The organism is Holospora curviuscula (assembly GCF_002930195.1).
Classification (GTDB): domain Bacteria; phylum Pseudomonadota; class Alphaproteobacteria; order Holosporales; family Holosporaceae; genus Holospora; species Holospora curviuscula.
Genome location: NZ_PHHC01000095.1, coordinates 13013 through 16125 on the forward strand (window position 1 = coordinate 13013; position 3113 = coordinate 16125).

A 3113-nucleotide genomic window follows, 5' to 3' on the forward strand; every position below is an offset into this window, starting at 1 on the left:
GATCCTGTACAAATTGATTTTGAAGCGTATCAACGTTCATTTTTTTCTTTTTTCCAGAAGCACAAATACTTCTTTCTGAAATAATAGTTCCAACAAGAACCAACATAGTTATATAGTTTATTTTTTTCATAGTAAAAAATTAATAAAAAGTTTACTTCTTTATTATAAAAAAAAAATATTCTTTTTCAAGCTTTTTTTTAAAAAAAATAATATATATTAAAAAAAAATTTACGTTTGTTCATCCAAACTTGAAGAATCGCTAGATGGATCAACTCTATTGTAAGGGCTAATGTAACCATAGAATAGACTATGAACTATAATTAGAAGACTAGAATCCTTCAGCACCACCACCTTCTCAAATCCATCCTGCCTTACCGCGGGGGTTAGGAGAAGTTTTTCGCGAGCCTCAATGCGCACCTCCCCCACAAACTGAGTGCCCTGGAAGGCCCCCTGCTGCAGCGAAAGGTGGAGCCCCTCCAGCGGAGTCATGGCGGTGCTGGCCTGGCTGAGATCCGTAAACGGCTCAACGCGCACCCCTTCAATAGACCCGGGCACCGGCTGGGTGCTGTGGCGGCGCTCTTGTATATATACATTATGAGAAGATTCAGAAGTGCTCCCATACCCCGGAATGCACCGGTAGCACTGCGCCTCCAGTACCCCCTGGCCCTTCATCTGCGTGCCCTGATGGAGGATGGCCCCCACCCGGCCGGAGATCTCCTGCGCCTCAATGGAAGAGGGATGAAACACCGAACTGGAGCCCGTATATACCGCATCCTCCTTTGTTCCCGGCTCCACACGACGATCCTGGGTCGTTGTGATGACCCCCCTATCTCCCCAGCGCTCTACCTCCAAGGTCAATTTTTCAGCCTCCAGCGCCACGCCTTGGGTCATGAGATGTTTGCCCTGAAAGGAAAGGGTTCCTCCCGCCTTCAGGGAAGTCTGATGGAGCGTTTCCTGAGCGTAAGAATAGCTGCCACCCCCCTCTAGCGCTCGGGTGGAACGATGATGGCGCACCCTGCTGGCCGCCAAAATCTGAGACCCCATCACCTTGAAGTCTCCCAGCGTCTCAAACTGTGCACGCACATTTTTCCAAAGATAGGAAAAAAAATACCGTAAAATCATTGTACTAGCCTCAATCCTTTTCCATCTAACCAGGCTTTACGATTTTCGATATAATTTTGAACTGTTTCTACCGAACAATTATATTCTTGCAGTACAGACTCTTTTTGTTCCGCACTTAATTTTTTTTCAAAATGTATAGACTTTTTTTGCTTTTTAAAATCATTCCAGCGTTTTTCAAAGCGCACTTGCCCCAAAAAAATATTATCTGCAAAATTCATTAATTGATCAAAGCTTAACCCGCTCAGCTTCATTTTGTCTACTTTATCCAATGAAATAATAAAATCTTCCCAGAACTGTCCTCCGTCCCAAGGCGCTAAATCTGGTGGACGTGCGCGTATCTCTTGCGTTAATGTACGAATTTCTTCCAACACACCTTTTGGAGAAAGCGCTTTACTGTACATTAAAATTTCTTTTAATCGAAAGGCAAACCATAATTCTTCCTGATATACATTCAAAGCGATACGATCATTCCAGGGCAATCCAGAGCCTGTAGCATAAATAAATCCTACTCCAGGACGTCTTGAATCCTGGAGCTCTTCCGCAGTGTAATAAATATAAAGAAAAGGAACACGCTCAGAAAAAAAATCTAACCCCATCCCGTATAAATCAAAAGGATTTTCCGGATAACCATTGAACGAGTTCTCGGATATTTTCCACAAACACCCATGCATATCATCAATATCTGAAGCATGTTCGCACCCTTTCCAACTAATCTGACACTTTGTTTCTCCTTCAAGAAACAAACGTTTATTATAAGAAGATAAATCTGTATGGACAGAATCAACCCAACGAGAAAAATACCAATTTAATCCTAATGTAAGCTTTTCTAAACTATACCGTTTTGCACAATATAAAATAATACAACACCAAATATAGGCTAAACGATATCGTGTATATACAATATTCTCTTCTGGATATTGTATCGTCTTTACTGCTTCAAAATTTTCAATAATAATATCAGGGATGTACTCTCCTGATATAAATTTTTTCCAAAATACTCTACTGTAATACATTGCCACTACTACTCTTCTTTTCCAGATGGAAATTGAGCATCCAATGGACCTACCGGATATTTTCGGTTATCTAAAAGGCCATCTCCTTCTTTGGGACGCGTACTCAATGGATAAATTTTTTGAGGATTCACGCCCCCTTTCGTTGCTGGATAATGAGGCATATTGTTCTTAACCTCCTGTCCATTACGAAACACGGGATGGGCACGAATAACTTGACCATTATGATCAACATGTACTGTAGTTTCTTTATAATTTTGTGTAACAGGATTATATTCCACTTCTAATCTACTGCCCCGCGTATTCGGACAACTCCAATCTTTTTGCCCTGGTTTGGAAGGCAACTCGGGACCATATTTACGAATCCTGTTATCTGCAAGACGAACCTCCTCCACAAACCCCGTGTTTTCTTTACGATGATCCTTTAAAAAATTTTGAACGCGCTCTTCTTTGCTCCACCCCTTAAATCGCTCGCCCAATTTGTAGGTAGCCCGTTCTTCTTTTGTCCTGGGCTCAACGCGATAGTGTGCATCATGGGTTTTGCGCTGAGTTAAATTACGGCGCTCCGCTTTTTGCAAACAGGGTTTATTTTTAGAGGGGTGTTCCTTTTTTGTATTCCGGTCCCTTGGATCTCTTGGATCTTGAGGATCTTCATCTCCAGGCTCAATCCCCCCTTCCGCTGCGATGGCTTGGGTAGTTTTTTTCCTAAGATTTGAACCAGGATTCAGGCCTTCCTTCTTTTTCCAGTGCTCTTGTTGCAGAGAATCGACAATTTTTTCCCCAGCCCAGAGGGTAGCGATGGTTCCTCCCACCACGGCGGCAGCCTCCAATAGTCCGGAAGCCACCGGAACTGCCAGCACAAAGTTATGTTGAAGAGCGTTATCCAAGGCTTCATCGCAGGCATGAATTTGGGAAGCCGATGCCCCCTCCAGCGCCTGAGCCGCCGCTGCCAGAACTCTCAACGGTGCAATGAGGGCTTGT

At 43.2% G+C, this 3113-nt stretch carries 2 protein-coding genes and 1 pseudogene; all 3 read right to left on the reverse strand.

Annotated features, from left to right (window positions below; all coding sequences use genetic code 11):
- Positions 1-228: 228 nt before the first annotated feature.
- Positions 229-1122 carry a hypothetical protein gene (locus tag HCUR_RS04820; RefSeq protein ID WP_104206999.1) on the reverse strand — a complete coding sequence of 298 codons (894 nt, stop codon included), beginning with the start codon at positions 1120-1122 and terminating at the stop codon, positions 229-231.
- Complete coding sequence (locus HCUR_RS04825) at positions 1119-2135, reverse strand: hypothetical protein (RefSeq protein ID WP_129591919.1); 1017 nt, start codon at positions 2133-2135, stop codon at positions 1119-1121. The genes HCUR_RS04820 and HCUR_RS04825 overlap by 4 nt, the downstream gene beginning before the upstream one ends.
- Positions 2136-2143: 8 nt before the next feature.
- Positions 2144-3113, reverse strand: a pseudogene (locus tag HCUR_RS08675) (hypothetical protein); the annotation flags it as partial.

What these genes read in the sequence shown, in the direction of transcription:
- HCUR_RS04820 (WP_104206999.1), bottom strand. Translation starts at nt 1,122, where the DNA reads ATGATTTTACGGTATTTTTTTTCCTATCTTTGGAAAAATGTGCGTGCA.
- HCUR_RS04825 (WP_129591919.1), bottom strand. Translation starts at nt 2,135, where the DNA reads ATGTATTACAGTAGAGTATTTTGGAAAAAATTTATATCAGGAGAGTAC.